The sequence below is a fragment of the Pseudomonas sp. 3MA1 genome (assembly GCF_029237275.1).
GTDB lineage: Bacteria > Pseudomonadota > Gammaproteobacteria > Pseudomonadales > Pseudomonadaceae > Aquipseudomonas > Aquipseudomonas fluorescens_AP.
The window spans coordinates 283,633-308,605 of sequence record NZ_JAACFX010000003.1; the positions used below are offsets into that span (position 1 = coordinate 283,633).

A 24,973-nucleotide genomic window follows, 5' to 3' on the forward strand; every position below is an offset into this window, starting at 1 on the left:
CCTTAGTCGTTCTGTTGCGGGCCCGGGTCCCGGGGCTCGCGCTGCACCAGCCCGAGCCGATGGCCGAAGGGATCCTCGATCACCGCCTTGTAGCTGCCCCAGAGGGTCGCCACCGGCGGCTCGATGATCCGCGCCGCCGCCGGCAGCCGGGCGATCAGTGCATCGAGCCCGGACACCAGCAAGTCATGCATCACCGCCGCCGATGGCCAGGGGCGCTCCGGGTCCTCGATCAGGCCGAAGCCGGCACCGCCCTGCTCGTCCACGTCCAGGCTGATCCAGCGGGTCGGGGCAAAGCGCCGGCTGACGCGGAACCCCAGGACCTCCACGTAGAAGGCTTCGGCGGCGGCCAGATCGGGCACCGCCAGGGTGGCGAAGCACAGGGTCGAGCCACTCAGCAGGGCAGGCATTGGCGCGCCTCCTCGGGCTGTGGCCGGGCACCGACCTGGAACTCGAAGGCGACCCGGTGGCGAATCAGCGCGCAGACCACCGAGGCCTCGATGCTCGCCGCCAACTGCGCCTGCAGCCGGGAGCGTTGCGCCGCCGGCCAGCCCTCGACCTGCAGGTCCAGCTCGATGTCCTGCAGGTGCACCGGGGTCGGCGCCACCTCGCACATGCCGCGGATGTCGACCATGGCGCGGATGTCCAGGCGCACCGCCCCGGGCAGTTGCTGGCGGCGGCTGAGCTGGGCCAGCACATCGGCGGCGATGGCCATCAACAGGTACTCCTGGGGGTTGGGGCCCCAGTCGATGCCCGCCAGTTGCTTGGGCTGGTCGATGGGAAAACTGCGCCGATCCTCGGGCGCCTGCCCGGCGAAGTCGGCGCGCAACTGGGTGCCGTAGAGCCACTGGCAATCCAGGCTCAGGGCCTGCCCCGGCGCCGCAGCGGCGGATGCCGGGGCACTGTCCAGTGGCGCAAAGCGCTGCCAGTCCTCTGGGCGCCCGGCATCCACCAGCCGCGCCGCCAGCCCCAGGGGCTGGACGAAGGTCTGATGGTTGGGGCTATGGGTCTTCACCGCCTCGATAACCTCCAGGGCCTCGCTGAGCTTCTTGTCGGTTCCCGAGCGGATCTCGTAGCGCACCTGGGGCGCGGCGGCGCCGGCCTCCTGCAGCTGCGCACGGGTGGTCATGGACAGGTGATCGACGGTGGTCCGGCGCGCGGAAAACCCTGAAACCGCCGACACCAGGAAGCACCCGGACAACGCCGCCAGGGCCAGTTCCTGGGGCCACGCCGGGTCCAGCAGGCCGTGGCACTGCAACGCCGGGCTCGGGCGGATCGGCACCTCGAAATGCCGCGGCGCGCGCAGCAGGCCGATGGTCGCCGGGGCGACCCCGGCGAGCATGCCGGCGGCAGGCGAATACTGGGCGTAGGCCCCATAGCGGAAGATCGCCTGGGCCGGCTCTTGCTGGATCTCGTGGACGATCTCGCTGAAACCCGAGATGTTCATGCCGTTTCTCATGGCTGCTCGCCTCCTTGGTAGACCTGCTGCAAGGCCTGTTCGAGGTCGGCGCACAGGTCGTCGGGATCCTCGATCCCCACCGACAGCCGCACCAGCCCGGGATTGAGGCCGATCTTGGTCTGCTGCTCGCGGGTCAAGCCGCTGTGGGAGGTGTTGAACGGCAGGCTCACCAGGGACTCCACGCCGCCCAGGCTGGTGGCGCAGGTGATCAGCCGCAGGTGCTCCAGCAGCGCCAGCGCCGCGGCGTCGCCGCCCTCCAGTTCAAAGCTGAGCATGCCGCAGGTGGCCTGGCCGGCGTACTGGTACAGATGGGGGTGGGCATAGTCCTGGGCGTACAGCGAATGCACCCGCTTGACCCGCGCGTGCCGTTCGAGAAAAGCCGTGACCTGCCGGGCGCCAGCAGCGTGGGCCTGCATACGCACCGCCAGGGTCTTCATGCCCCGCTCCAGGAGAAAGCACACGAAGGGGTCGAGGCTGCCGCCAAAGCGCAGCAGCTGGGCCCAGATCCGGTCCACCAGCTTGCGACTGCCCGCCACGGCGCCGCTGGTGGCGTCGCTGTGGCCGTTGAGGTACTTGGTGGCCGAGTGGATGACGATGTCCGCGCCCCATTCCAGGGGGCGGCAACTGATGGGGGACAGGAAAGTGTTGTCCACCACCAGCAGAATGTTCTGCTGTTTGCACAATGCGGCGATGGCGACCAGGTCGATGGCCTTCATTAGCGGGTTGGACAGCAGCTCGAAGAACATGATCTGGGTTTGCGGGCGGATGGCCCGGCGGATCTCGTCCAGGTCCAGCGGATCGACATAGCTCACCGAGCGCCCGGCCTGGCCGATATCGGCGTGCAGCAGGCTGTAGCTGCCGCCGTACAGGTCATAGGAAGAAATGATGTGGCCGTTGCGATTGGTCAGGGCGAACAGGGTCGAGGAGATCGCCGCCATGCCCGAGGACAGCACCAGGGCGCTCTGCGCGCCTTCCAGCGCGGCCACCTTCAACTGCACCGACCATTGCCCCGGGTTGCCGTAGCGGCTGTAGGTCGGGATGTCGCGGATATAGCCTTCCAGAAACGACTCGTAGGTGGTCTGGCTGAAGCGGAAGGTGGTGCTGGGAAATATCGGCGTGCCCACCGCCCCGGTCACCGGGTCCTCATAGGTGCCGGCGTGCACACAGAGTGTCGCCGCCGTCTCGCCCTGGTTCAGGCAACGATTGTTGGCCATCGCCGGACCGGCCAGGCGCTGGCGGTTCAACTGGTTGAGCCAGGGCAACTGGGCGTCGGTGCCGGGACGATTGGCAAACTCCGCCGCGGTCTTGTTTACGTCGTTCACACGCATTCCCTCGTCTTGCGAATCTTGCGGGTGATCCGGCGGATGCCGGATCACCCTGGTCGGTACGGGCCGAGAACAGCACGCCCGAGCTTGGCTAACGGGATCGGCCGCCAGCCAGGTCAGCCCACCCGGGCCTGGGTCTTGTCGGCGACGAAGGCCTCCAGGCGCTCCAGGGAATTGACCAGTTCGATGGACAGCTCGTTGTCCTCGATGGAGAAGCCGAATTCGGTTTCCACCTGGATCAGCAGTTGCAGGGCGTCGATCGAGTTCAGCCCGAGGCTGCCGATCAGGTCCCCTCCCGAGAGGTCTTCCCGGTTCAGTTCACGGCCCACGGTGCTGGAGAACACTTTGATCAAGCGGTCGGTGTCGGTCATTTTTCTAAACTCCTGGTGAATAACATCGTGCATTGGTAAATCGTCGATTCGCGGCGCCAGACTGGCTCGGCGACGAATCCATGGCGCGCCAGCGCCGTCACCACCTCGGCCTGCCGCGGGTACTGGCAGCCGCCATGGGTCAGCCAGTCCACACCGACGGCCGCCGAAGCCGTGTCGTTGAAAAAGATCTCGTCGATGATCAGCTGGCCATCGGGCCCCAGGCGTTCGAGCAAGGCCGGCAGGGCCTGGGCCACCCCGGGCTGATGCAGGGTGTTGTCGAGCACGATCACGTCGAACCCGCGCGCGTCCAGCTGCGCCAGGTCCTCGTGGCTGTGCACCGGGATATCCGCCGCCGGCGGGTTGAGCCCGCCCAGCTGCACGATCCGACTGGCCCGGCAATCCAGGCGCCGACGGCCCAGCAAGGCCTGGGTGTACACCGCGCCGGTGGCGCAGATGTCCAGCAGGGCAATGGCCCTGGGGGCCTTGAGCAGGGCCTTGCGCCAGGTCAGCTGGGCCGCCAGTTGCTTGTCTGCCCCGGCCACCGCGCGCTGGTAACGGCGCTGCAGTTGCGGGTGCTTGGGGGTCTGTTCGAAGGCGCGCCGGTCCAGGCCGTCGTGCAACACCGCCAGCAACGCGTCCAGGCGGTTCCAGTGGCGGCTGTTGAAGGACTCCAGGTCCAGCACCGCGGCCAGGTCCTCCAGGTCCTGCGGCGTCTCGGCCTCCGCGGCCTCGTGCAGCAGGCCGTTGGCCTGGGCCGTGTCGAAGGCCACCGCCAGGGTGTGGGCATGCAGGCCGGTGCGCTGGGCGATCTGATCGACGCTCAGGCCCTGGGCACTGAGCTGCAAGGCCCCGCTCTCCCACAGCGCCAGCAGCAACTGCGAACGCTTGTAGGCATGGGCGGCCTCCAGCAGCACCTGATTGTTCGCCGGACGATAGCGCCGGCTGAGCAGCGGCTTGCCGTTGCCGCTGCGGGCGATCAGCGGCGTGCGCTCGAAGCGGTCGGGAACCTTGGCCGGCGCCAGGTGGGCCTGGCAATGCTCGCGCAGCAGGCGCGGGTCCCACGGGCGTTGCGGGTTCCAGACCACGAAGGCAAAGACATGGTCGTTGCCCGCCTGGGCCGACTTGACCGCACGCACCGCGCAATCCTGCACATCCGGATGGCTGCCCAGCACCGACTCGATCTCGAACGGCGAGATCCAACGCTCGCCACGACGGATCGCCGTGCTTTCGCGGCCAACGATGCTGTAGCCGGCGGCGCTCTGTTCGGCGATGTCGCCGGTGTCATAGAGGCGCCCGTCTTCGAGTCGCACCTTGAGGGCGAAGGGCTGGCCCGGCGCGCCCGGCTGCAGCACCTCGATCCCCGGCATGGGAAAGCCGATGGACAGCGGCGGCAACGGCGCGACGCCAGCAAACACGGCACCGCTTTCGGTGCTGCCATAGTTGCGCGACAGGCCGATGCCGAAGGCCTGCTGGAACTGCTGGTCGAGCTGGCCGTCCACGGGGCCGGCGCCGGACATCACGCCCTTGAGCCCTTCGGGACGGGTTCCCGGTCCGCCGCGCTGGGCCAGCAGACCGGCCAGCAGTGGCGTTACCACGGCATGGCTGGCCCAGTGGCGCAACGCCTGCAACCCGGCCCCCAGCTCCGTGGGCTTGCAGACCCGCACCTGGCTCCCGGCCAGCAGCGCGCCCCATAACCAGCCCAGGGCATAGGCGTGATACACCGGAGCGATGAACAGCACCCGGTCCTCGGGGCCCAGTTGCAGCAGGCGGCAGTAGCGCAGGCCTTCGTCACGCCAGCTTTGCAGATCGCGAAAGATCAGCGACGGCTCGCCGGTGGTGCCCGAGGTCAGCAGATAGAGGCCACGCCGCTGCGGCAGCTGCGCCGGCTCGCCGCTGCCCGGCTCCAGGCGGGTCACCTGCAATTGCCCCTGGTCCAGCGCCAGGCAGTGGCTGATGGCGGCCTGGGCCGCGTAGCGCTGCAATTCCCCGGGCCGGGCATCGCTGGCCACCAGCAGCGGCGACAGGCCGTGCTGCAGCAGCATCAGCAGCAGAGCGACATGCTCCAGGGAACTGTCGAACACCAGCAACAGGCGCTGCGGGCCAGCGGCGGCCAGCACCGCCAGCGGCTCTGCCCAGCGCTCGCGCACGGCGGCAGGCAAGGCGGCCAGCACCGGGCCGGCGGTCACTTCGTTGAACCAGCGCTCGTCGTCAGGCCACTCATGCACCATGGCGATAGGCCTCCTTGGCGTGTTCGAGCAGGCTCCTGACCGCTGCCGGAGCGTAGGACGGCGCGCGGCACAGTTCGTCGAGGCTGATGGCGTCCTCGAAGTACAGGCTCAGGGTGTCCCAGGGGGTGAAGCAGCCCTTGCAGGCATCCAGGCGCGGCCGCTCGGCCAGCAGCAGTTGATAGAAAGGTGAACGGTTGACCGGGGCCAGGGCCTTGTTCCAGTCGTCCTCCAGCAGGTTGCCCATGTTGTGGAACCAGATGTTCGGGCACGGCGTGGCCACGCCGTCACTGAAGGTCGACAGCACCAGCCGCGGCAGGTGGCAGCGCCAGGTGCGCCGGCCCTGGTGATAGAAGGAACTGAGGCGGTCCAGGTAGGCCTTGGGCGGCAGGATCTGCGGGTAGCGCTCGCGCAGCTCGAACAGCTCATCGATCAGCGGATACTGCTCGGGCCGGACCTTGAAGCTGTCGCTGTCCGGGCCGCGCACGGGGAAGGGAAACAGCTGCGGCGGGTTGTCTTCGAACTGGGCGCACCATTCGACGAACTCCCGCAGGTAAGGCGCGCTGCGATCATTCAGCACGCCGTAGATTTCCAGCGGCAGGCCGGCCTCCAGGACCATGGCGATGCGTTCCATGATCATCTCGTGGATGCGCGGCGACAGGACCCGGTAGCTGTTGCCCTCATAGTGGCTGCTGTCCAGGGAAATCTGCACCACGACATTGCCCAGCTCGGCCAGGCGCCGCACTTTGTCCCGGGTCAGCGGCAGGCCGTTGGTCTGGACGATCAGCACCTCGTGCAGCGGCGCCATGCGCTCGATGAAGCTCATGATGCCCTTGATGATGAAGATCTCGCCGCCGGTGAGTTTCAGCAGCGGTGGCCTGAAGGTGCGGTTGACCCGTTCGACGATGGTCTGCAGGCGCTGACCCAGCTCGCTGTCTTCGCTGTAGACGTCATGCACTGGCGGTTGGAAGATCAACTTGCCCTCGTGGGACGACTTCATGTTGCTCTGCCCGGTCAGGCAGTAGGTGCAGCCCAGGTTGCAGGAGTCCTCGTTGATCACCAGGTCGTTGCCCAGCAAGCGGCTGTGGCCGAGGAAGTTCACCGGTTCGGCTTTGCTCATGGCTCAGGACTCCTTGCTGAACTGGATGTCACGCAAGCTCAGGCCCGCGCGGTGCAGCTGCATGCTGATGCCCAGCTGCACCTGGCGCAGCTCGCCGAGCTTGCCCCGGTAGAACTGCTCGACCTGGGGCCGCCGTTCGTGGGCATAGGCCTCGGTGAGGGTTCCCACTTCGGCCAGGTCGGTCATCTGGGAAATCAGCTCGTAGTTGAAGTCGCTCATCTGCCGGCGCAGGTCGGCGGCCTTGGCCTCCCCCGCCTGGAGGATCGCCAGGCCCCGGGGGTCATCCAGCACCGCCCGGCGCAGACGCGACATGAAGGTGTGCATGACGATGTCGTATGTCTCGAATTCGAACACCGCCGGTTCCTTTTCGATGACCATTTCCGAGGCGTACTTCTCGCCGTAGAGCAAGGCGCTGATGGACGACAGCTGGCGCACCCGCGGGTCTTCGAAGTCGTAGCTCAGGGCGTTGAGCGAGATGTCGAAGTCGTCATGCAGCTTGCCTTCGGCGCGCAGGGTCTCCACGGCTTCGGCACCGGGATAGAGCTCCAGGCGCACGGTGTAGCGGCGCAGGTTGTAGCCCATGTACTGGCGCAGGAAGAGGTTGTTGTCACGGATCTCCTGGAAGGTCGACCAGGGGTGGTAGGCGATGAAGCCGAAGGCCACGTAGATGCCGGCGCCGCGCACCAGTTCGATGGCGCGCTTGTTGTCCTCGACCGTGGATTTCTTCTTCCAGCGGTCCAGGCCGATCTGCGAACCCGACTCGATGCCGATCAGCACCTTTTCCAGGCCCGAGCGGTACAGCAGGTCCAGCAGCGGCTGGTCCTCGGCGTGCCAGTTCTTGGCCTGCATGCAGCAGTTGTAATAAATCTTCAGGCCGCGATCGAGTACGCCCTGGGCAATGTCGGCGATACGCTGCTTGGCGAACGGCGCGCCACCCGGGTCTTCGAAGGTGGAGTCGACGAAGTCGAAGGTGTTGAAGTTGTACTTGTGATACAGGCGCTCGATTTCGTCGACGATGTTGTCCGGGGTCCTGGCCCGCCACAGCTTGCCGGGGTTGATCTTGTTGCCGGCGTGGGGGGCGTTGCAGAAGGTGCAGCGAGCGGTGCAGCCGCGGGTGGTGGCCAGGCGCAGGTAAGGCAGCTTGCCATGGTTGAGTTCGAACTGATCCCGGGCCGGCTCGGGCAGCATGTCCAGTTCCGGCAGCGGTTTGCCGATGGGATTGTCGATGACGAACCCGCCCTCCTCGCGCCAGCTCAGGCTAGGCACCGAGGCGTAGTCGCCGTGATCCCAGAAGGCTTCCACGTAGCGCACCAGCGGCACATCGCCCTCGCCCCGCACCAGGGCGTCGAGGAAGCTCCAGTTGGGGTTGCTCAACAGCTTGGAGCCGAGGAAGGTGGCCAGCGGACCGCCGGCCAGAAAAGCCACCCGCGGCTCCAGCGCCGCGCGCAACGCCGCACCGAACGCGGTGGCGTGGCTGACGGTGACCGTGGTCAGGGAGAACCCGATCAGGTCGGGCTTGAAAGCCACCACCTCGGCGATGGCGATCTCGTCGCCGTGCTGGATCGACTTGACCTCGACCACCAGGCACTCGGCCCCCAGGTCCCGCAGGATCGACACCAGGTAACTGACGCCCAGGTGCTCGGAGCTCATCACCAGGTCGCCGTCGAGCAGCACCGGGAAGCACACCCGCATGGGCTGCGGCTTGCGGAAGTCGACACTGGAATGCAGTGGATTGGCCGCCGGCGCATCGAGCGACTCGGCCAGATTGGTCAGGGGAATCAGCCCTTCGGCGGCGTTGGTGAACGGCACGGTTTCCATTAAAAGTACCCAATTTGCTGTAATTGGCTGTCCATGAAGCGCTGCTCTTCTTCACTCATGCGGGGCCCGCCGCTGCCTTTGCGCCCGGGCTCGCGCCGTGGCTCCTGGGGCGGTTCCAGCAGCCAGTGGCCTTCGAGCCCTTCCGGCACCGGCAGCCCCAGGTGGGCGAGGATCGTCGGGTAGATGTCTTCGATCCGCGCTTGCAGCGCGGCGTCTTGCGCAAAGTTCGAACCGCGGATGAAGACGATGCCGTCGGGGCGATGCACCCCGCGCTGGGTCGGCGTGCTCCAGACTTGCCCGGTGAGGCTCGGGGTCGGCATGACGCTGAAGTCCCTGGGGATCAGCAGGTAGTCCGGGGCATCCGTCAGCCGCGCACCGGCATAGACCTGGTCGGCGCGGACCAGCCTGAACCAGGGCTGGCCCTGATCGTCGAGCACCTGGGCCAGGGCGCGCTTGAGGCGCTCTTCGGCGGCCGGCAACTGCTCGTCGGTCAGGCGGCCCTGGGCCTCGCGCCCCACCCGGTTGGCGTTAAGGCCGAAGCAGCCGGGAGTGGGCATGTAGAAGTCGGTGCGCGACCAGTCGATCAGCCGCCGGTAGCTGGCGGGGTCATCGAACCAGGAGCGTGCGCCCGGATCGTCGTGCGCCGTCTCGGCTCCGTCCTGCTGTCGTTCGAAACAGGTGGCCAGCAGGCCATGCTGCTGGAGGAATTCGTGCACGCTGAAGTCGGCCTCGCACAGGCCGAAGCCGTGATCGGAAGCCACCACCACCAGGGTCTGGTCGTCGGTCAGGGTCAGCAAGGTGCCCAGCGCCCGGTCGATGTCGACGTAGCACTGTTCCACCGCCGCGCTGGGGGCCTGGGCATCGCCCCAATAGTAATGACTGACCCGGTCGACTTCGGTAAAGACCACGAAGAGTGCATCGACCGGACGGTTCTTTTGCAGAAAACAGCAAGTTTCGGCGCGACCGTCGATAAACTTTCGCGCCTGTTCGCAATAATCTTCCTGGCCGCGATACATGGTGACCAGATCGGAATGATAGTGCAGCCCCGCCTGCATCAGTTCATGCATCAAGTTGCCGGGAGCGGTATATCTCAAAGTCTTGGCCAGGGGCCAGCTGATCATGTAGCCGCCCTGCAAGTCGGCCGGCGGGTGAGTCATGGGAATGTTATAAGCGCCGACTTTCAGGCCATGGCGCTGCAAGGTCAGCCAGCAGGGTTCGCGCCCGTAATCGGCGGCATTCATGGCGCGGAAACGATAGTCGGCGCTGTGGGTCGACCAGAACTGGTAAATCCCGTGCTCACCCGGTGAAACCCCGGTAAACATGGAGGCCCAGCCCGGTGCGGTATGGGGTGGAAAGGTCGATTGCAGTACCCCATGGGCGGCGCGCCGACGCAGCGCGCTGAAGTTGGGCAACAGGCCCCGCGCCATCAATTGCTGGAGCACGGCATGGGAGGCGCCATCGACACCGAAGACCAGCAACTTCAACTTTTGATCTTCCATGATCACTCACTCCCAAGAGATAAACATAATGAACAGCAGGTTACGAACAGGCACCGGCCGACCACTGGCCTATAACCACTTATAAAAACAATCAATCAAGGTTCTGCTCTTTCAAACTTGAAAAATGCAGTGCAACTTGCAAATGGACAGTTCATTCAATGGCAGCGGCACAACCAACCGACATGGCCTGGATGAACAAGCTCCCCTGTAACAAACATCAACTTGCAACAAACTTGCTCAGCGTATTCACCGGCTGTTCATCAGCCGCCGAACCTGCGAGCGTTTTGCCTGCCCCCGGGGTCTGCTCAGTGACTGTGCAGCCCCTGGCTGGCCAGCGCCGGCCGGGCCGCTCGACTGTCGCCGCCCAGCGCTCCGCGCTCGACGATCTTCATCGCTCGCACATCGCACTTGAGGTTGGCGCAGATATAGTCGAAGGCCTTGACCGGATCGCAGGTGGTTCCACAGGTGAAGATGTCGAGAAACAGCGCACCGTGCTCGGGATAGGTGTGAAAGGAAGCATGGGACTCCGCCAGCATCACCAGCACCGTCGCCCCCTGGGGCTCGAAGCGCTTGGTCATGGTGCCGCACACGGTGGCTCCCGCTTCGACGGATGCTGCGCACAGTAACCGGGTCAGGGCCTCTAGGTCGTTGAGCTTTTCGGGAGAGATCTGATAGAGCTCGCCCAGGGTGTGCCTTCCAAAAAAAGCATTGGCATCCGGGTTCATATGACATCCCTGTATCGACACAGGCGGGTAGCGATGGTCGGTGAATAAATGGCTGCTGGAGCCCCACTGCACTGCTTGCAGGGCTCCGATGATGGGGCAGCCAGCGCCCGCGGATCCACAGTTACGTTCGTGGGGTTATTTGAGTTTGTGAGCAAATTATTCAAATTGTTTCCGAGCCGTCTTGCACAGCTCATCGCCGGCGCCAGGCCGTTCGCCGGTCTTCTGCCCCACTGCTCCCCCCAGGGTTGATGCCGAATCGCCGCCAGGGCGCCCGGTGCCTGTTTGCCGTGAGCGGCGGCGCACAAGGCCGCCGCCGGAGCGGTTCATTGCACTGGCGGCGCCTGCAACGGAGCACGCCGTTGCGCCCAGAACGGGCGCTCGCGGTAACGCTCGGGCCGGGCGTAAGTGGCGGCCAGGTGCTGGCTATAGCGGGCCTGCACCTCGCGCATCTGCACAAAGTAGTGCTGGCCGGCGCGCGGGTCGCCGGCCAATTCCCCCTCGATCGCCGTGGCCGCACTTTCCGCCGAGGCCAGGGCATGGAACAGCCCCTGGGATGACAGCGGATCGAAAGCCAGCAGCGAATCGCCGACGGCGTAGAAGCCCGGTCCCGGCACCCCGTCGGCGGTATTCAAGAGCACGCTGCCGGCCGGTCGCACCCGGGTTGCCAGGGACGCAACAGCCTCGGGCAGCACCGGCGCCAACAGCGGCAGGCGCCTGGCGTGGCGCAGCAGCGCCGGCCCGTTGCGCAACGCTTGCAGGGCCGGATCCCGCCCATCCAGATGGTAGGCCAGCACCCGATCGCCCGAGGGCAGGCGCACGCTGTACCACCAACCGTCCACATCCGCGCAGGTCCGCGTGCAACGATCCTGGTCCTGTGCCAGCGCCGGAAGCCGGGCATGTACGCAGAGCAGGCGGTCCTGCGTCTGCTGGCGCAGGCCCAGAGCTCGACACAGGACCGCGCTGCGGCCCGTGGCGTCCACCAGGGCCCGGGCGCTGTAGCACTGCCCTGTGCGTTCATCTTGCACTTGCCAGCGCCCACCTTCGCGCCGCACCTGAACACCTCCGGCTACGGCCGAGAAGACCGCCCCCGCTGCGCCTGCGGCGTTGCGCAGCATCGCGTCGAACCGCACACGGTCCAGGTGCCAGCCAGGGCCGTTGGGGTCACGCAGGGCATCGAACCACACCGCTTGCGGGGTTTCCCACACTGAAACACTGGCACCGCGTGGTGCATGGCCGTCCGCCAGAAAACGCTCCAGCAGCCCCTGTCGGCGCAACAGCACCGCCGCCGCGCCGGGCAATGACTCGCCGATGCGCCAGGCCTGTGCAGCGGGCGAGGACTGGCTCGGCAGGCTGCGCTCCAGTACTCGCACGCGGTGCCTTGGCGCCAGCCTGTGGGCCAGCGCCGAGCCTGCTGGCCCGGCGCCGAACACGATGACATCGCAATGGCTCTCCAGCGCTGGCCGAGCCGTTGCGCTCACGGTTTCAACGTCCCGCTCATGAAGGCCCTGCGCATGCCGCTGTCGGTGAGTTTGCGCTCCTCGCGACTCAGGTCGTCACCGCCACGATCCTCGACCTGCATCACCGGCGGGAAGTCCGGATCGTCGGCGACGCCCTCGCGCACCTCGACGATCCCCTGCCGATCAAAGTGTTCCACCATCACCTGCAATTGGTGCTGGGCCCCGGCCCCCAGCGTGCGGTCCCACTCGGAACGCTGCCAAAAGGCCGCCAGGCGCTCTTCACGATCCAGCGTGGTATCCCTGACCTTGCGGTAGTTCTCCTCGCTCAAGACCTGATTAGGCACCCGGGCCGGCCAGAAGGTCGGCAAATAGGGATCGTATTGCTTGTCGTAGCCGGAGCGACAACTGGCGGTGTCGGTCTGCCAGGGAATCGCCATCCAGCGGGTGATCGCTCCAGGAAACTGGGCATACAAGGGGCCGTCATAGGACAGGGCCTCGGCCACGGTCAGCGTCTTGCCGTAGTCCGGCTCGGGATTGTCGGCGGCGCGGTGGCGCCAGCGATAAGGCTCCATGTACATCGATGCATGCCGTACCGGCCAGGTCATTTCGCAGCCGGGGTGGAAGGCATCGGCCAGGCAGAACTCCAGGGCGGCGCGGTCGAGCATCGCCGGTTGTGCCGTTACGGACACTTGATCGAGGCTGTGCACCGGCCCGTGGACAGAGCCGTAGTCGGCGTGGAAATCGCCCCTGGCCCACAGCTCCAGCATTCTCAGCTGGGTGGCGGTCAAGGCGTTCATCGCCCGTGGCGAGGCCGGCATGGGGACGTCCATCGCGTCGCCGTATACCCAAGGCCAGGGCTTGAGCGAAATATCCTGGTCCGCCGGATTGCGGAAAGCGTTGGCCACCGTGCGCCGCATTTCGGCATAGAGGCTGCCTGGCTGCGCGAGCTTGTGCAGGTAATCCGGGTCCAGGAAATGCTGCGCCATGCCATGGCCGAAACCGGCGGCGAAGCCGGCGTTCATCCACTGCAGGTCACACATGGCCTTGAGGATGGGCAAGATGTCATCTCGAAACGAAGGCCTGGTCGGGGTGGGCAGGAGTCCGGCCTGGATCGCCACGTCGGTCATCAACGCATACAGGGTCCGCACCGATTTCTGCTGCGGGCCGTAGTTGGGCGGCGCCACCACCACCCAGGCCGGAGCCACCTGCAACTCCCGCTCGCCGAGGCGGACCCGGGCGGTCACCGGACCGTCGCTGGTGTCGTCGTACCATCCGTCGTTGTTGGCGAAATCCGTAGGCGCCTGGCCGTCGCACGAGGCAGATTTCCCATGGCCGCCGAATACCCTCAAGCGCCCGCAACCATCGGTGCGCAACTCGCCCAGGGGGACCTCGATGCCAAAACAGGTGCCACCGTCAAATCGCAAGTGGGCGCCCTGGGCATTGGGGGCATCGACCCTGCGTATTCCGGGGAGTATCGCCAGGGTACTGCGCTCGCTCACCGCGGCATTGCGGCGCGTCGACGGCGGCGCCGTGAGCGCCTCGGGAATATCCATCGCCAGTTCAAAGCGATACCAGGCAGCCTTGCGGTTGGCCAGTTCCACCGACCAGCTGATCTGCACGCCCTCTTCCATCAGCAACTCGCGAACCACCTTGCCATGGGCGTCATAGCCGTAGAGGCGAAATTCCGCGACTTCGCGCTTCAAGGCTCCAGTGGCGTCCCGGTAGAACCCTGGCGGCTTCGGTGCCGGTTCCACGACCTGTGGCCCGATATAGAAGCCATCCTCTTGCATGGAGTTTCCGACCCGCGCGATCCCTATGGACGGGTGAATTTTTGCGTAGACGATGTCCGCATTTCCAAGCTTCTTGCTCATAGCTCTTCCCTTCCCGTGGAAAAACACAATCCGCTGTTCGTATCGGCCTAGCAGATCAAGCATAGCGAAGGACAAAATCCACGTTGCTCCTGCGGACAGAATCCGAGAAAACGCCGGGGAAGATCGCGACATTGACGACGCACAGGCCCGGCAGAGCCGCCGGGCGCATCAGCATGAGTGGTGATCGGGACTGGCCTCTCCCCCTGCCGCTCGGAGCAGCACGGGCAGGACCACGCCAGCACTTCCTCTGAGCATTATCTCGTCCGCGCCAACCAAGCCAACCTCTTCAAGGTTGACATGGATCACCGCGGCCCCGGCTGCGAGCGCCATTTCCGGAATGCCAGCTGCCGGCATGACTACGCCGGAAGTCCCCACTGAAATCAGCACATCACAATCTCTCACGAGCCGTACTGCGGACCGCCAGGCGTCCTCGGGCAGCTTCTCCCTGAACCAGACCAACCCCGGCCGAAGCCTTTCGTTGCAATGCTCACACCGAGGAGGCTCGATCCACTGTCCTTCCTCAGAAACCCTCAGTTGGTCAGGTGTTAATTCGCCTGGCCGGTGACATGCAATGCATTTCGCCCCCATCAAGCTGCCGTGAACGTGAACCACGTCCAATGAACCTGCCCGCTCATGCAGGTCATCGATATTTTGGGTAATGACGGACACCTCCCAGCCGGCATGTTGAAACCGGGGAATGCACAGGTGGGCCGCGTTTGGCTTTGCCCCGCTGACCTGGTGCCGCCGCCACAAGTACCAGCCCCATACGAGAGCTGGGTTCTCCTCAAAGGCGTCCGCTGTTTCCAGGCGTTGAGGGTCGTGCTTGGCCCATAACCCGGTTAGTTTGTCGCGAAACGTCGGTATTCCGCTCTCGGCCGAGATGCCAGCGCCCGAGAAAAAAACGATTGTCTTGGACCTGCGTAGAACATCGGCAGCTCTTTGCATTTGGCTCACGAGATACTCCTTGGCTCTGCAGCGACGACTGCTCAGTAAACATGGGAAAGCCCCATGGTCCCAGCTTAGGCACTCACGGTTGATCGAGTTGTGGCGATCATTGACTTGGGATCGTGGAAAGGAACTATCGGATCTCGCTCGATTTGCCATCGAATCCGAAGTGAAGGTCTTCTTTGCTGATCCGCATAGTCCTTGGCAGCGCGGCACGAACAAGAAAAGTTACAGGCCTGTCTCGCTGAAGTGCCCAAGAGATCCAAGCGGTAGTCCATGGGTTTCTTTGGCAGTTTGAAATCGGGGAGATCAGCCCAGCGCCGGAAAACCTCGTCGGCCGCGACTTCACTCTCAACCAACGACGCAAGAATCAAACCCCGTTCATGCGTCGCTCGGATTCCAGGTCAGTGAATTCGGATTGTGGATAGCGCATTTCAAGCTTCAAAAGACACGAGCTGCAAAATTGCGGGCTGCTGGATTTCTTCGACGGCTACTCGCCCTGTTTTTCGACTGCGTCATTGGCCTTATAACGCTTGATACTGCGGGTCTTTTTCCGGTTGGCCGGAAACGCAACTACCGTAAGTGACGGATCGGGCACCAGCCTGATCAAGAAACGGCTTGGCGTAGTAGATCGGGATGACGTAAGAGACCAGCTGGCTGGATCTTTTATAGGCGACCGAGATTCCGATGACCGTGCCATTGCTGCCAAATACAGGGCCGCCACTGTGCCCCTCATTCAAGGCCAGGTTAGTTTGCCACCACGGTTTGTAGCCGCCATCGACCTCGGCCAATTCTGCCGTTTTCATACCGGAGGGGATTAGCGACAGCTCCCATCCGCCGTACCCCAGCGCCATCAATGGCGCCGCGACCGGCGTCGGTACTGCCGTACCGATCGCAACAGCCTGCCAGCCCTTGCCGTTGTCGCGCGGCGCCAGTTGCAGCAAGGCAATATCCCTGACCTTGTCACGCGCGACCACGGTGGCCGGGACGTTGCCAGCCCCGCGGCTGCCGACCTTGACTTGGATCGTTTCGGATTCGACCGTTACATTTCCCACCGGGCTGATTACGTGATTGTTGGTGATGACCAGTCCCGATTCGGACACGATGAAACCCGAACCACTGCTTTCACACTTGCCATCGCCATTGGTCAGAATGCAGGTGTAATCGATGCGCGTCATGGCTTCCTTATTGCGCTGGAACAGACAGCTGGCGTCCATGGCTTGCGCCATGCCCAGAGGCATGGCCGTCAACAGCAGCGCGGTCGCGAGCTGATTCATGCCGGTCATGCGTCGCCTCCTTCAGAGATTGAGGTTAAGCCGAGACAGAGGCTTATAGCCATCCCGCATCAGTTCAGCTTCGGTGTACGACCGGCGACAAACACCGCCGCAGGACTTTTTGGTGGTTGACTCGATGACGGTATGGAAGCGTCCGGTGGGACCGTCCGCGGTGCTTTCGAGCAGTCGAACATGAGATCCGGCCTTGTTCACGATGTCGCCGGGTTGCACCGCGTCCCAGCGCACCGCGGTACTGACTTTGGCATTCGGCAGGCTGCTTGTGGTGTAGTAGGCCCCTGTTTGCCAGGCATAGGAAACGAAGCCCGAACAGTCGAGCCCCGTCGCACCGGAATAAACGCAATCGGCATTGCGGCATGTGCAATCCGAACCCGCCAGCTTGCCGTCATCGAGGTGTTTGCGGAAAGTCTCGAGTGAGCTGGCATAACCGCCCCATCGGTAGGGAATCGCGGTGACTTCTTTCTCCAAGAACGCATCCAGCCGGCTTGGCCGGTGCCAGATATTGGCTGTGGGGTTACACAGGTTGGGAACCCCATCGCGGCTGTAGTTCCTGGCATGCATCATCCACTTGAGCTCCAGTGCCTCAAGCGCTTTTTTCAAAATGCTCTGGCGACTGACTTGCTGCAGAGCCACCAGGCCGACAGTGCTGGTTCCGTTCAACTGCTCCAGTTGCTTGAGGGTGTCTGTCTGCGAGGCAATCAGTTGAACATCGGAGGACCGGGCGATGGCCACCGGCTCGGCAGTGCCGACTTTGGAAAACTCCATGGGTTTAACTGTGACCAGTCCATCCTTGGCGAATAACAGGCTGACGACCACACCGCTGGTCAATCGCGCGAACGGGCGACGGATATTGCACGCATAGGCGTCGGGTGCCACGTACGCCTCGGTGGTGGGCGTGCCTTGGGCATCGGTGTTGATCAGACGCACAAAATTTTGTTCTTCTGGCGCTTTCACGGTCTCCTGCGTTGCAATCAGGGCGCCGTCAATGGCGCTCGCCCAGAGCATGCGTACATCGACCAGACGTCTCTGCGAGGCAATGCTCGTCTGCTTGAACCCAGTAGTGGATTGTGTGTTGTTCCCCACGGCGAGCGTGGGCTTTTCCAGTTTGAAATTGAAGGACGCCGCGGCCAGCAGGCCAGGGTCAGTAAGCTTGCCCAACCGTTTGCTGTCGATATCGACGGGCACTTGTTTGCCGGTGAGGTTCTCAAGCGTGAACCTGCTGTCCGAAAGCACCACGAAACGCGGTGTGCCCGATTCGGGGTCGTAGTCGGTGGACGTACGCGCAATGACCTTGGCCGCATCTGAAACCAGCACTACGTCGCCCAGCGCCCCAGCCACCAGATAGCCTGATGTTGTCGAGAGCAGATCGACGGGCTCAAGCAGGTCGGAGGGCAACTGGATTTCTGTGGCGGCTTTTTCACCGACAACCAGAATCTTATGGTTGACGCTGTCCAGAATGGCCAACTGGCCATCGGGGCCAGAAGCGATCGTGGTCGGCCCCCTGCATTCTTCATTGGGAATGCGCTCGACACCGACCTGGCCGACGCCATTGCCTATCGGCAAGTCAAGCGAACCGGTGATTTGAGCCTGAGCGGCAATGGAGGGAATAAGGGTTGTCAGCAATACAAACCCGCAGTAAAACCTGGCGCGCATATGAACCTCCCACTGGAGATAGCGTAGGTGCCATTTACTGCTGGCATCGAGTACTGTCAGTACGCTAGCAGTGGTCCGGTTTTTCTCAAGGTACGTTCACTAAAAAAGCCCACGACATGCCGAACGGTGTTCAACCGTCTGTGTGCGGCCACGATCAATCACGGTGCTGCTAGTGCAATAAGAAGCAGACCCTATAAAGGTCTTCTGTCCACGGCGCCCTCTCATCATCAAGCAGCGCACTGGCGACTATTCCATTCGACGGCTTTGCCTGACGCTGAAAGTCCACCCCTGTGGTTATGACGCCTGGTTGTCTGAGCCGCAATCTGCAGGCGCTAAAGACAACCAGCGATTGCTGGGTTTGATCAAGCACTCATGGCTAGAGAACGGCAGAGTTTATGGCTATCGCAAAATCCACGACGACCTACTCGAGGTCGGTGAAAATTGTGGTCGGCATCGTGTGGCGAGATTGATGCGCCTTGAAGGTCTGCGCTCTCAGACGGGATATCGACGACGCCCTGGAAAGTACGGAGGAAAACCATCTGCGTCGCCGAGGGAGTCATCATTGCCGGCAATTTTGGCTTGCCGAACGATGGAATCCGATAGTGCCATAGCGAGCTCCTGATCAGAGTCAGGACCAAATGCTCATCTCGCTATCCAAGCGGCTCCAGCAACAAACCGATTCAGTGCGCGTCCGAATTCAAGACTCTCATTCGGGACTCAATTTAGGACTTAAAAACACTGGATGATGCTGGACTTCAGTTGAAACCGCAGAAACGCAAAAAGGACCCGAAGGTCCTTTTTGCGATCGCTGCAGAATTCGTGGAACTCTACAGCGCTATGTTTGGAGCGGGAAACGAGACTCGAACTCGCGACCCCGACCTTGGCAAGGTCGTGCTCTACCAACTGAGCTATTCCCGCAACGTCTTGGTGTTGCGCATTCTATAGAAATCCGAATGCGCGTCAAGCCTTTGATTCAAAAAAACTTATTTTTTCTCGTTGTCCGTTTTCAGGTGCGGCCAGGCGGCCCGCAGATACTGCAGCATGGACCACAAGGTCAGGCCCGCTGCCGCCAACAGCAAGGCGTAACCCACCAGCACCCAGAAACTGAAGTCCGAGGGATTGGCCAGCAAAATCACCAGCGCCAGCATCTGCGCCGCGGTTTTCCATTTGCCCATGTTCGAAACCGCCACCTGCGCGCGGGCGCCGAGCTCGGCCATCCACTCGCGCAGCGCCGAGATGACGATTTCACGACCGATGATCACCGCCGCGGGCAAGGTCAGCCACAGGTTGTGATGCTCTTGCACCAGCAGCACCAGGGCCACCGCCACCATCAGCTTGTCGGCCACAGGGTCAAGGAACGCGCCAAACGGCGTGCTCTGCTGCAGGCGTCGCGCCAGGTACCCGTCCAGCCAGTCCGTGGCGGCCGCGAAGGCAAACACTGAACTGGCTGCCATGTAGCTCCAGCTATAGGGCAAATAGAACAGCAATATGAAAATCGGGATGAGCAGGACGCGTAGAACGGTGATCAGATTCGGGATATTCATCGGCACAACTGGCTACGAGGTGATTGGGCATTCTACTCGCTGTGCAGGTTTGCATAAATCAACTCTGCGAGCTTTTTACTGATTCCCGGTGCCTTGGCAATCTCGTCGATGCTGGCACGGGACAGTTCCTGCAATCCACCAAAATGTTTAAGGAGATCACGTCGACGCTTCGGCCCGACGCCCGCCACCCCTTCCAGGGTCGAGGTGCGCCGGGTCTTGCCGCGTCGGGCACGGTGACCGGTGATCGCGAAGCGGTGAGCTTCATCGCGGATTTGCTGGATCAGATGCAGGGCCGGGGAATCGCCCTTGAGGGTGAACTCGTGGGCCGCATCATTGAGGTACAAGGTTTCGAAACCGGCCTTGCGCGTGGTGCCCTTGGCGACGCCAAGAAGGATCAGGTCCGGCACCGCCAGTTCGTTGAGCACGTCACGGGCCATGGACAACTGGCCCTTGCCGCCATCCACCAGGAGGATATCCGGCAGCTTGCCCTCGCCTTCCTTGAGCTTGCTGAAGCGTCGGGTCAGGGCCTGATGCATGGCCGCGTAGTCATCGCCAGCCGTGACGCCTTCGATGTTGTAGCGCCGGTAATCGGATTTCAGCGGTCCTTCCGGGCCGAACACCACGCAGGAGGCCACGGTGGCCTCGCCGCTTGAGTGACTGATGTCGTAGCACTCCAGGCGCTGCGGTGGCTCGTCCAGGTTCAGCACTTCGGCCAGGGCTTCGAATCGCGCCGCGACATGCTGACGGTTGGCCAGGCGGGCACTGAGGGCCTGTTCGGCATTGGTCACCGCCAGTTGCTGCCAGCGCGCCCGGGTGCCGCGGACCCGGTGACTGATGGTCAGCTCGCGACCGCGCAATTCATCGATGGCGGCGATCAGGCTCGGGAAGTCTTCATGCACCACGTTGACGATCAGCTCGGAGGGCAGGTCGCGCTCCGGGCTGCTGACAAAATACTGGCCGAGGAAGGCCGACATGACTTGCGCCACGTCTTCCTCGATACCCACCTGGGGGAAGAAGTTCTTGCTGCCCAGCACCCGCCCGCCCCGCACGCTGATCAGGTGCACACAGGCGCCGCCCGGGTTGACGAACGCGGCCACCACATCCACATCGCCGGTGCCGCCTTCCATGCTCTGCTGGTCCTGGACCCGGCGCAACAGGGAGATCTGGTCCCGCAGTTCGGCGGCCTTTTCAAAATCCAGGGTGCCGGCGGCCGCTTCCATGGCGCTGGAGAGTTCATCGGTCAGGGCATTGCTGCGCCCTTCCAGGAACATCACCGAGTGGCGCACATCCTCGGCATACACTTCAGGCTCCACGAGGCCGACACAAGGCCCCTTGCAGCGCTTGATCTGGTACTGCAGGCAAGGCCGCGTGCGGTTCTTGTAGTAGCTGTCCTCGCACTGGCGAACCATGAAGGTCTTCTGCAACAGGCTGAGGCTTTCGCGGATGGCGCCGGCGCTGGGGTAAGGCCCGAAGTACTTGCCCTTCTGCTTCTTCGCCCCACGATGGATGCTGAATCGCGGAAAATCACCGTCCGAAAGGAACACATAGGGATAGGACTTATCGTCGCGCAGCAGAATGTTGTAGGGCGGCCGCCATTCCTTGATCAGCGTCTGCTCCAGCAGCAGCGCTTCAGTCTCGTTGGCGGTGATGGTGGTTTCGATCTGGGCGATACGCGCCACCAGGGCGGCGGTCTTCGGTGCCTGGCCGGTCTTGCGGAAGTAGCTGGACAGGCGGTTTTTCAGGTTCTTGGCTTTACCGACGTACAGCAAGCGTGCATCGCTGTCGAACATGCGATACACGCCAGGACGGCCACTGCAGGTAGAAAGAAAAGCGCTGGGATCAAACAGGTCGGTCATTTCAGAGGCTGGCATCGACCATGCCATGACGAACCGCCAGCAACGTCAGCTCGACATCGCTGCTGATCGAGAGCTTCTCGAAAATTCGATAGCGATAGGTGTTCACGGTTTTCGGCGACAGACACAGCTTGTCGGAGATGATCTGCACTTTCTGGCAGCCGACAATCATCAACGCAATCTGAATCTCACGCTCGGACAGAGCGTCGAACGGCGAGTCGCTGGAAGGTTGAAACGATTTGAAGACCAGTTGCTGGGCAATCTGCGGGCTGATGTAACGCTGACCGGCAAATACCAGGCGAATCGCCTGGACCATTTCGTTGAGGCCCGCGCCCTTGGTGAGGTAGCCCGCTGCGCCGGCTTGCAGCAAGCGAGTCGGAAACGGGTCTTCCTCGCAGACCGTCACCGCCACGACCTTGATGTCCGGATGGCTGCGCAGCAGTTTGCGCGTGGCTTCAAGACCTCCGATCCCGGGCATCTTGACGTCCATCAGGACGACATCGGGCTTCAGCTCCCGCGCCTTGAGCAGGGATTCTTCCCCTGACTCCGCCTGCCCGACTACTTGCAGGCCATCGATGTCAGCCAACATTCGTGTAATGCCCGTACGAACGAGATCATGGTCATCGACTACTAGCACCCTAATCAAGCAGACACCTCGCGATTTGGTCTTTAAAGGTTGCCGGACACCTTAGCAAAAAAGCGCCGTACAAACCTAATCACAAGCGCTATATAAAATTCATCAGCGAGCGATAAAGCGCCGCCGCCTGCCACACAGCACACGGCGTTGCGGCTCAAGGCCCCGGCCGCCCGGGGTCATCTACCCAAGTCGGGGGCCTGCGACAGTTGGACGCTCCATACGCCAGAAACATTCCTCCTCCCCCACCACCGTCAATCCCATCCGTTCATACAGACGCTGCGCCGGGTTGCCTTTGAACACGGTCAGGCGCAACAGACCAAGGTGCTCCTGGCGCGCCGTTTCCAGCAGCCGCGCCAGGGTCCAGGCGCCAGCCCCGCGCCCGCGCCAGGCCTGCAGCACGTGCAATTCACGAATATAAAGGGCCCGCAGGTCCCGACTCAGGCTGACATAACCCAGCACCTCGCCTGCCTGGCAGATCAGCAGGTTCTCGCGACCGGCCCAGGCCACATCGAACGCCTCATCGAGCCACAGCAGGTCATTACGAATGTAATAGCCGAGCATGGTCGAGCGGGTCAGGTCCCGGGCGAAGGTCAGGTCGGCCGCTGACGCCGGACGCAATTGCAGTGCATTCATCAGCCGGCCACCGGCAAAACCTGGGCCTGCCATTGCCCGGCAACGCAGCGGGCAATCAGCAGCGCTTCGCCAACCCCCTCCACGGCGCCCAGCAACTGGCCGTCACGGCCCCAGATCGCGCTACGCCCGGCACAGGCCCAGCCTCCGCTGGGACCGCCATGATTGGCCATCAGCAGCACAATGCCGTAGTCCCGGGCATAGCCTTGCAACAAGGCGCTGTCGGCGGCATAACCGCCCTCGCTGATCAGCACCCCGGCGGCATAGATGCCGGCACCGGTAGCCACCGCGGCCTGCACATGACTGGCCTGACAAAAATCCGCACACACCGCCAGAGCCAGCTTTTCCTCCCCCAGTTGCAGCGGCGCCCCGCCGCTGCCCGGGGCAAAAAAGCGCTCCTCCCCGGCATGCAGATGCTGCTTGCTGTACAGCGCCAACGAGCCATCGGCGGCCAATACCAGCGCCCCGATCAGCACCGGCCCGTCCTCGACCAGGCGAATCGGCAAGCCCACCACCGCCGTCAGCTGCAGCTCCCGGGCCAGATCCCGCAACGGCTGCAGTTGCGGGGCATCCGGGGCCAGCGCCAGTTGCGCGGCCAACTGTGGCTCATAACCGGTCAGGGACAGCTCGGGAAACACCAGAACCTGCACTCCCTGCTGCGCCGCCAGCCGCATCAGATGCTGATGCCGGGCCAGATTCCCCAGCCAGTCACCAGCAATGGACACCGATTGGGCGGCAGCGAGGGTCAGCACGGTCATGGAGATTCCTGGGCGGGGCAACGAGGGGGAGCGGCGAGTGTGGCATAAATCCTGGCTGGGCTTAATCCATCGCCCGAGACAACAGCGTCCATAGAAATTACTGATTGAATCGCGGCCCTGGCCTCTAGTAAGCTCGCCCCACTTCACGGAGAAACCCCATGCTGTCCCAGACCCTTTTCCTGCATCGCCACACCGCCAGCGCACTGCGTTCGGTTGCGGCGGCCTGGGTCAACGGCACCCTGGCTCCGGTCAACTTTTATTTTGGGTATTGGTTTAGCCACTGGCGCGCCTGATACCCAACCGGCGCCCACTTTAACGGGTCGCCTACCAGAGAAATCTCAACCCCCGGTCGGCCTCCCGACCGGGGGTTTTGTTTTTTCAGGCTCGACGTTTTTAACCACGACTTTTACGCAACACACCGAACTTACCGAGGATTGCCCCATGAACTACGCCACCTATTACCGCTACGACATGTTTTCCGCCTGGCGATTTAGCAGCCTCCGCTCGGGACAGCCTGCCGCCTCCGATCGGTCACCTACCGGTGGCAATTGCACACTGATGGCCAGTACGGCCAATTGTCGAACACCCCAGTAGGGCCGCGCGCGGGGCATATCCCGCCGCCCGCCCAGGAAGACCGCACATGAACTCGTCCGTATCCGCTCTGCCCCTGTCCGCCCAAGTCAGCGCCAATGAACCCCTGACCCGGCGCCTGCCCAGCTCCCTGGAGCTCAAGCAGCAACTGCCGTTGTCCCAGGCCTTGAGCCAGCAAGTTGCCAACCACCGCCTGGCGGTGCGCGCCATTCTCGAAGGTCGCGACCCACGCCTGCTGGTGGTCGTCGGTCCCTGCTCCATCCACGACCCGCAATCGGCCCTGGAATACGCCGCTAACCTGGCCCGCCTGGCCGAAGAGGTCAGCGAGCAGATGCTCCTGGTGATGCGCGCCTACGTGGAAAAGCCCCGCACCACCGTCGGCTGGAAAGGCCTGGCCTACGACCCGGACCTGGACGGCAGCGACGACATGGCCGGTGGCCTGACCCTGTCCCGGGAACTGATGCGCGAAATGCTGCGCCTGGGCCTGCCGATCGCCACCGAACTGCTGCAGCCCATGGCCGCCGGCTACTTCGACGACCTGCTGAGCTGGGTCGCGATTGGCGCCCGCACCACCGAATCGCAGATCCACCGCGAAATGGCCAGCGGTCTGGAAATGCCCGTGGGCTTCAAGAACGGCACCGACGGCGGCGTGGCCATCGCTTGTGACGCCATGCGTTCGGCGGCGCACCCGCACCGTCACTTCGGCGTCGACAGCCAGGGCCACCCGGCGATCATCCAGACCTCGGGCAACCCCGACACTCATCTGGTGCTGCGCGGCGGCCACAGCGGCCCGAACTACGATCGCCAGAGCGTGGCCCAGGTCCAGCGCGACCTGCACAAGCTGAAGATCCCGGCGCGGATCATGGTCGATTGCAGCCACGCCAACAGCGGCAAGGACCCATTGCGCCAGCCGGCAGTGTTCAACGAGGTACTGGAGCAACGCCTGCAAGGCGATCGCTCGTTGATGGGCGTGATGCTGGAAAGCCACCTGTTCGAAGGCTGCCAGCCCTTGAGCGGCCAGCTGCGCTACGGCGTCTCGGTGACCGACGGCTGCCTGGGCTGGGCCGCCACCGAGCAATTGCTGCGCACTGCCGCGCAACAACTGCAGCAGGCAGACAAGGTCGCTGCCGTCCCCGCCTGAGCAGCGCCCCACACCCGCCGCCCGCGCAAGCGCCGGGCGGCAACGCTTTGCAGGAACTTTGA

The 24,973-nt window shown here is 63.5% G+C and carries 21 protein-coding genes, 1 tRNA gene and 2 pseudogenes; 4 read left to right on the top strand and 20 right to left on the bottom strand.

Annotated elements, in window-relative coordinates; translation table 11 throughout:
- Nucleotides 1-2 precede the first annotated feature (2 nt).
- The 12 genes from GWQ44_RS10290 to GWQ44_RS10345 all read right to left on the bottom strand — a co-directional run bounded on the left by GWQ44_RS10290 (nt 3) and on the right by GWQ44_RS10345 (nt 14,821).
- A complete protein-coding gene (locus GWQ44_RS10290) occupies nt 3-407 on the bottom strand; it encodes a VOC family protein (RefSeq protein ID WP_016967070.1) in 405 nt (134 codons plus the stop codon).
- Entirely contained in the window at nt 392-1,456 is a 1,065-nt protein-coding gene (locus GWQ44_RS10295; protein ID WP_085057525.1) for an OsmC family protein, read from the bottom strand. The genes GWQ44_RS10290 and GWQ44_RS10295 overlap by 16 nt, the downstream gene beginning before the upstream one ends.
- Nucleotides 1,453-2,778, bottom strand: coding sequence for an aminotransferase class I/II-fold pyridoxal phosphate-dependent enzyme (locus GWQ44_RS10300; RefSeq protein ID WP_208605263.1), 1,326 nt, complete (start codon nt 2,776-2,778; stop codon nt 1,453-1,455). Before GWQ44_RS10300 ends, GWQ44_RS10295 begins: the two co-directional genes overlap by 4 nt.
- 119 nt (nt 2,779-2,897) lie before the next feature.
- The gene (locus tag GWQ44_RS10305) at nt 2,898-3,152 is read right to left on the bottom strand and encodes a phosphopantetheine-binding protein (protein WP_016967073.1); all 255 of its coding nucleotides are present in this window, start codon (nt 3,150-3,152) and stop codon (nt 2,898-2,900) included.
- Entirely contained in the window at nt 3,149-5,380 is a 2,232-nt protein-coding gene (locus tag GWQ44_RS10310) for a fatty acid--CoA ligase family protein (RefSeq protein ID WP_016967074.1), read from the bottom strand. The genes GWQ44_RS10305 and GWQ44_RS10310 overlap by 4 nt, the downstream gene beginning before the upstream one ends.
- Complete coding sequence (locus GWQ44_RS10315) at nt 5,370-6,497, bottom strand: radical SAM protein (protein ID WP_092313894.1); 1,128 nt, start codon at nt 6,495-6,497, stop codon at nt 5,370-5,372. Before GWQ44_RS10315 ends, GWQ44_RS10310 begins: the two co-directional genes overlap by 11 nt.
- A 3-nt stretch (nt 6,498-6,500) precedes the next feature.
- Nucleotides 6,501-8,315 carry a radical SAM protein gene (locus tag GWQ44_RS10320; protein WP_275927229.1) on the bottom strand — a complete coding sequence of 605 codons (1,815 nt, stop codon included), beginning with the start codon at nt 8,313-8,315 and terminating at the stop codon, nt 6,501-6,503.
- On the bottom strand, nt 8,315-9,814 hold the full coding sequence (locus GWQ44_RS10325) for an alkaline phosphatase family protein (RefSeq protein ID WP_275927230.1): 1,500 nt from the start codon (nt 9,812-9,814) through the stop codon (nt 8,315-8,317). The genes GWQ44_RS10320 and GWQ44_RS10325 overlap by 1 nt, the downstream gene beginning before the upstream one ends.
- A 305-nt stretch (nt 9,815-10,119) precedes the next feature.
- Nucleotides 10,120-10,539, bottom strand: a complete 420-nt coding sequence (gene speD / locus GWQ44_RS10330) for an adenosylmethionine decarboxylase (protein WP_275927231.1) — start codon at nt 10,537-10,539, stop codon at nt 10,120-10,122.
- 323 nt (nt 10,540-10,862) lie between these two features.
- A complete protein-coding gene (locus GWQ44_RS10335) occupies nt 10,863-12,017 on the bottom strand; it encodes an NAD(P)/FAD-dependent oxidoreductase (RefSeq protein ID WP_275927232.1) in 1,155 nt (384 codons plus the stop codon).
- Nucleotides 12,014-13,867 carry a LodA/GoxA family CTQ-dependent oxidase gene (locus tag GWQ44_RS10340; RefSeq protein WP_275927233.1) on the bottom strand — a complete coding sequence of 618 codons (1,854 nt, stop codon included), beginning with the start codon at nt 13,865-13,867 and terminating at the stop codon, nt 12,014-12,016. The genes GWQ44_RS10335 and GWQ44_RS10340 overlap by 4 nt, the downstream gene beginning before the upstream one ends.
- 168 nt (nt 13,868-14,035) lie before the next feature.
- Nucleotides 14,036-14,821 (bottom strand): NAD-dependent deacylase, encoded by a 786-nt coding sequence (locus GWQ44_RS10345; protein ID WP_275927234.1) that lies wholly within the window; start codon nt 14,819-14,821, stop codon nt 14,036-14,038.
- 85 nt (nt 14,822-14,906) lie between these two features.
- Between GWQ44_RS10345 and GWQ44_RS10350 the strand changes: the two are divergent.
- Nucleotides 14,907-15,057 (top strand): annotated as a pseudogene (locus tag GWQ44_RS10350) (IS30 family transposase); the annotation flags it as partial.
- Nucleotides 15,058-15,336: 279 nt separating this feature from the next.
- On the opposite strand, the gene GWQ44_RS10355 reads toward GWQ44_RS10350, so the two are convergent.
- Both GWQ44_RS10355 and GWQ44_RS10360 read right to left on the bottom strand, forming a co-directional pair.
- Nucleotides 15,337-16,098, bottom strand: coding sequence for a serine protease (locus GWQ44_RS10355; protein ID WP_275927235.1), 762 nt, complete (start codon nt 16,096-16,098; stop codon nt 15,337-15,339).
- Nucleotides 16,099-16,110: 12 nt separating this feature from the next.
- Nucleotides 16,111-17,757, bottom strand: coding sequence for a hypothetical protein (locus tag GWQ44_RS10360; protein ID WP_275927236.1), 1,647 nt, complete (start codon nt 17,755-17,757; stop codon nt 16,111-16,113).
- A gap of 226 nt (nt 17,758-17,983) precedes the next feature.
- On the opposite strand from GWQ44_RS10360, the pseudogene GWQ44_RS10365 reads away from it, so the two are divergent.
- A pseudogene (locus tag GWQ44_RS10365) lies at nt 17,984-18,295 on the top strand (IS3 family transposase); the annotation flags it as partial.
- A gap of 304 nt (nt 18,296-18,599) precedes the next feature.
- On the opposite strand, the gene GWQ44_RS10370 reads toward GWQ44_RS10365, so the two are convergent.
- The 6 genes from GWQ44_RS10370 to GWQ44_RS10395 form a co-directional block, all read right to left on the bottom strand.
- Nucleotides 18,600-18,675: transfer RNA gene (locus GWQ44_RS10370), tRNA-Gly, on the bottom strand.
- A gap of 65 nt (nt 18,676-18,740) precedes the next feature.
- Complete coding sequence (gene pgsA / locus GWQ44_RS10375) at nt 18,741-19,301, bottom strand: CDP-diacylglycerol--glycerol-3-phosphate 3-phosphatidyltransferase (RefSeq protein ID WP_011061839.1); 561 nt, start codon at nt 19,299-19,301, stop codon at nt 18,741-18,743.
- Nucleotides 19,302-19,333: 32 nt separating this feature from the next.
- Nucleotides 19,334-21,157: an excinuclease ABC subunit UvrC gene (gene uvrC / locus GWQ44_RS10380; protein ID WP_103742164.1), complete on the bottom strand. Its 1,824-nt coding sequence runs from the start codon at nt 21,155-21,157 to the stop codon at nt 19,334-19,336.
- Between the two features lies 1 nt (nt 21,158).
- Nucleotides 21,159-21,800 carry a UvrY/SirA/GacA family response regulator transcription factor gene (uvrY, locus tag GWQ44_RS10385; RefSeq protein WP_011061841.1) on the bottom strand — a complete coding sequence of 214 codons (642 nt, stop codon included), beginning with the start codon at nt 21,798-21,800 and terminating at the stop codon, nt 21,159-21,161.
- 171 nt (nt 21,801-21,971) lie between these two features.
- Nucleotides 21,972-22,424: a GNAT family N-acetyltransferase gene (locus GWQ44_RS10390; RefSeq protein WP_275927237.1), complete on the bottom strand. Its 453-nt coding sequence runs from the start codon at nt 22,422-22,424 to the stop codon at nt 21,972-21,974.
- On the bottom strand, nt 22,424-23,179 hold the full coding sequence (locus GWQ44_RS10395) for a carbon-nitrogen hydrolase family protein (protein ID WP_275927238.1): 756 nt from the start codon (nt 23,177-23,179) through the stop codon (nt 22,424-22,426). The genes GWQ44_RS10390 and GWQ44_RS10395 overlap by 1 nt, the downstream gene beginning before the upstream one ends.
- A 158-nt stretch (nt 23,180-23,337) precedes the next feature.
- On the opposite strand from GWQ44_RS10395, the gene GWQ44_RS10400 reads away from it, so the two are divergent.
- Both GWQ44_RS10400 and GWQ44_RS10405 read left to right on the top strand, forming a co-directional pair.
- Complete coding sequence (locus GWQ44_RS10400) at nt 23,338-23,472, top strand: hypothetical protein (protein ID WP_260620545.1); 135 nt, start codon at nt 23,338-23,340, stop codon at nt 23,470-23,472.
- A gap of 347 nt (nt 23,473-23,819) precedes the next feature.
- Nucleotides 23,820-24,911, top strand: coding sequence for a 3-deoxy-7-phosphoheptulonate synthase (locus GWQ44_RS10405; protein ID WP_275927239.1), 1,092 nt, complete (start codon nt 23,820-23,822; stop codon nt 24,909-24,911).
- Nucleotides 24,912-24,973: the final 62 nt, after the last annotated feature.